Source organism: Faecalimonas sp. LCP19S3_D12 (genome assembly GCF_052121495.1).
Classification (GTDB): domain Bacteria; phylum Bacillota; class Clostridia; order Lachnospirales; family Lachnospiraceae; genus Faecalimonas.
On record NZ_JBQKED010000088.1, the window covers coordinates 1 to 3,830 of the forward strand.

3 protein-coding genes and 2 pseudogenes are annotated in these 3,830 nt (G+C 49.1%); all 5 read left to right on the top strand.

The features are described 5' to 3' along the window. Positions 1–301: DUF4368 domain-containing protein (locus ACTQXY_RS15165; protein ID WP_441660168.1), on the top strand; the 301-nt coding region annotated here is incomplete at its 5' end. Between the two features lie 90 nt (positions 302–391). Next, positions 392–475 (top strand): annotated as a pseudogene (locus ACTQXY_RS15170) (Maff2 family mobile element protein); the annotation flags it as partial. Between the two features lie 15 nt (positions 476–490). After that, positions 491–1,360, top strand: coding sequence for a VirB6/TrbL-like conjugal transfer protein, CD1112 family (locus tag ACTQXY_RS15175; RefSeq protein ID WP_441660169.1), 870 nt, complete (start codon positions 491–493; stop codon positions 1,358–1,360). 30 nt (positions 1,361–1,390) lie between these two features. Continuing rightward, positions 1,391–1,831, top strand: coding sequence for a PrgI family mobile element protein (locus tag ACTQXY_RS15180; RefSeq protein WP_441660170.1), 441 nt, complete (start codon positions 1,391–1,393; stop codon positions 1,829–1,831). Next, positions 1,743–3,719 (top strand): annotated as a pseudogene (locus ACTQXY_RS15185) (VirB4-like conjugal transfer ATPase, CD1110 family); the annotation flags it as partial. The gene ACTQXY_RS15180 and the pseudogene ACTQXY_RS15185, both read left to right, overlap by 89 nt. Between the last annotated feature and the right edge of the window lie 111 nt (positions 3,720–3,830).

Genomic DNA, 3,830 nt, shown 5'->3' on the forward strand with positions numbered 1-3,830 from the left:
GCAGAACTTCAACACCATGCTGGAAAAGACACAGACCGAGCAGACGGAGCTTAAAGCAAAAGTGTCCGAGGGCAGAAAGCGGCTGTCCGATGAAGTCCAGCTTGCCAATGATGCAAAACAATGGGTGGAAGCCATTCAGGAATACGCCAACATCACAGAGCTGGACGCAGCCACCCTTAACCGCTTAATCAAAGAAATCGTCGTGCATGAGCGCATTGACGAAGATAAAACAAGACACATTTCTATCGAAATTCATTTTAATCTCAAACCCATCCCGGAGGTGGAACAGGTCACTGCCTGACCTGTCCCGCCGGGACGGTTCTCTTAAAAACACCATATAGATTTTTTGTACGCCGCCGCCCGCCATCGAGCAGAGTTTTACACCTAATTGGGGATAAAACAGCTCATGGCGGGCGGCGGCGTTGCCCTTATCGGTATGGTACTGGTACCCCTGCTTTCCGGCTTGTTCGGATAAGCGCGGGGATAGCCTATGCAGAGCATACTTGACGCGATTAACGAATGGATAAAAGGTATCTTAATCGGAGCCATTAACGGTAATCTGTCAACTATGTTCGGGGACGTAAACGAAAAAGTAGGCACTATCGCAAACGAGGTAGGCAAGACCCCGCAAGGGTGGAACGAGGGCATTTTCTCCATGATACAAAGTCTGTCGGAAAATGTGATTGTCCCCATTGCGGGGCTTGTCATTACCTATGTCCTATGCTACGAGCTAATCAGCATGGTTATCGACAAGAACAATATGCACGACGTTGACACGTTCATGTTTTTCAAGTGGTTTTTCAAAGCGTTCGTTGCCGTTTTCTTGGTAACGCACACCTTTGATATTACAATGGCAGTCTTTGACATGGCGCAGCATATTGTTTCCGGCGCGGCGGGGGTTATCGGAGGCGATACGGCAATCGACGTTTCCGAAGCCCTCGCTTCCATGCAAGAGGGGCTTAACGATATGGAAATCCCCGAACTACTGTTGCTCATGCTTGAAACAAGCCTTGTGAGCTTGTGCATGAAAATCATGTCCGTACTGATAACGGTTATCCTCTACGGCAGAATGATAGAGATTTACGCCTATTGCTCTGTTTCGCCTATTCCATTCGCTACCATGACAAACCGGGAATGGGGGCAGATAGGCACCAATTACCTAAAAGGGCTGTTCGCGCTTGGTTTTCAAGGCTTTCTGATTATGATATGCGTCGGCATTTACGCTGTCCTTGTAAACGACATGATAATCGCCGACAACTTACACAGCGCGATATTTTCCCTTGCAGCCTATACGGTAATCCTCTGTTTTTCCCTGTTCAAATCCGGCGCACTTGCAAAACAGATTTTTTCCGCACACTAAGCGGGCATATCCGCAGAAAGGAGGTTTTCAATGGCGTATGTACCCGTACCGAAAGACTTATCCAAAGTCAAGACAAAGGTTGCGTTCAACCTTACCAAACGGCAGATTATTTGTCTTGGGGCGGCTCTCCTTGTGGGATTGCCGCTTTTCTTTCTGCTCAAAGACAACGCGGGGACGACGGTTGCAGCGTTCGTGATGATACTTGTCATGCTGCCCTGCTTCCTCTTTGCCATGTATGAAAAGCATGGACAGCCCCTTGAAGTCTTGGTAAAACACATCATTCAGACTAAATTTGTCCGTCCAAAGGAACGCCCTTACAGGACGGAAAACCTATATGCCGTTTTACAGCGGCAGCGAAATTTAGAAAAGGAGGTATCAGCGATTGTCAAAGGCAACACGCAGACAGGCGCAGGACGCGGCAAGAAAAAAAGAAAAACGCAAGCTGTCCCGCGCAGAAAAGAAACAGATTGAAGCCCTCATAAGAAATGCAAAGGGCGACGGCAAAGCGCACACCGCGCAGCAGTCTATCCCGTACCTTGCCATGTACCCGGACGGTATCTGCAAGGTAACGGATAAGAAATATTCAAAGAGTATCGCATTTGAAGATATAAACTATCAGCTTGCGGGCAGCGACGACAAGACCGCCATTTTTGAAAACTGGTGCGACTTCTTAAACTACTTTGACGCTTCCGTATCGGTGCAGCTCTCTTTCATCAATCAAGGGGCGCAGCGGGAACAGGCAGAACAGGCTATCCATATCCCGGAGCAGGACGACGCTTTCAACTCTATCCGAAACGAATATACGGATATGCTGAAAAATCAGCTTGCAAAGGGAAACAACGGGCTTGTAAAGCAGAAGTACATCACCTTTTCCATAGAAGCCGACAACTTGGCGGCGGCAAAATCCCGCCTTGCCCGTTTGGAAACCGATATACTCAACAACTTTAAAGTGCTTGGAGTATCGGCACACCCCTTAAACGGTGCGGAACGCTTAAAGGTGCTGCATGGGGTATTCCACCCGGAGGGCGAACCGTTCTCCTTTGATTGGGCTTGGCTTGCCCCGTCCGGGCTTAGTACAAAAGACTTTATCGCCCCGTCCTCATTCCGTTTCGGCGAGGGCAGATATTTCCGCATGGGGCGTAAAATCGGTGCGGTATCGTTTCTTGAAATCCTTGCCCCGGAGCTGAACGACCGTATCTTAGCGGATATGCTGGATTTGGAAACGGGGGTAATCGTCAATCTTCATATCCGCAGTATCGACCAAAGCGAAGCAATCAAGACCATTAAGCGGAAAATCACAGACCTTGACAAGATGAAGATTGAAGAACAGAAAAAGGCGGTACGCAGCGGTTATGACATGGACATCATTCCGTCCGACCTTGCTACCTACGGCGGCGAAGCAAAGAACTTGTTGCAGGATTTACAAAGCCGCAACGAGCGAATGTTTCTGCTCACGTTCCTTGTGGTGAACCTGACAGACACCAAACGGAAACTGGAAAATGACATTTTCGCGGCGGCGGGCATTGCACAGAAATACAACTGCGCTTTGACCCGCCTTGACTATCAGCAGGAGGACGGGCTGATGAGCAGCGTCCCTCTTGGGGAAAACCGCATTGCCATTGAAAGGGGGCTGACGACAAGCAGCACCGCAATCTTTATCCCCTTTATCACGCAGGAACTTTTTCAAACGGGGGAAGCCCTCTACTACGGCTTGAACGCCCTTTCAAACAACATGATACTCTGCGACCGCAAGCAGCTTAAAAACCCCAACGGGCTTATCTTGGGTACGCCGGGAAGCGGCAAGTCTTTTTCTGCAAAACGGGAAATCGTCAACGCTTTTCTCATTACCACAGATACGATTTACGTTTCAGACCCGGAGTGCGAATATGCCCCCGTTGTCAATCGTCTGCATGGACAGGTTATCAACCTTTCCCCGAACAGTACGCAGTACATTAACCCTATGGACATAAACCTCAATTACAGCGAGGACGACAACCCCCTTGCCTTGAAATCCGACTTTCTCCTTTCCCTATGCGAGCTTGTTATCGGCGGCAAGGAGGGCTTGCAGCCTGTTGATAAGACGGTCATTGACCGGGCTGTAAGGAATGTGTACCGTCCGTTCCTTGCCGACCCCGACCCGGCAAAAATGCCTATCTTGGGCGACCTTTACGACGAGCTTTTGAAACAGCCGGAGCCGGAAGCCGCCCGCATTGCGGCGGCGTTGGAGCTATATGTTTCGGGCAGTCTGAACGTCTTTAATCACCGTACCAATGTGGAACTGAATAACCGCCTTGTCTGCTTTGATATTAAACAGCTTGGGAAGCAGCTCAAAAAGTTAGGTATGCTCATTGTGCAAGACGTGCGCTTTGTTTCTTGTTAATCTCCATAGAAATATGGAACAAAGCAAGACAGATTTCTAATGAAATCTGAACTCTATATTCGATTTGACAGGGGAAGTTCCTGTCTGACC

Coding starts and splice junctions, on each gene's coding strand:
- ACTQXY_RS15180 (WP_441660170.1), top strand. CDS start 1,391: ATGGCGTATGTACCCGTACCGAAAGACTTATCCAAAGTCAAGACAAAG.
- ACTQXY_RS15175 (WP_441660169.1), top strand. CDS start 491: ATGCAGAGCATACTTGACGCGATTAACGAATGGATAAAAGGTATCTTA.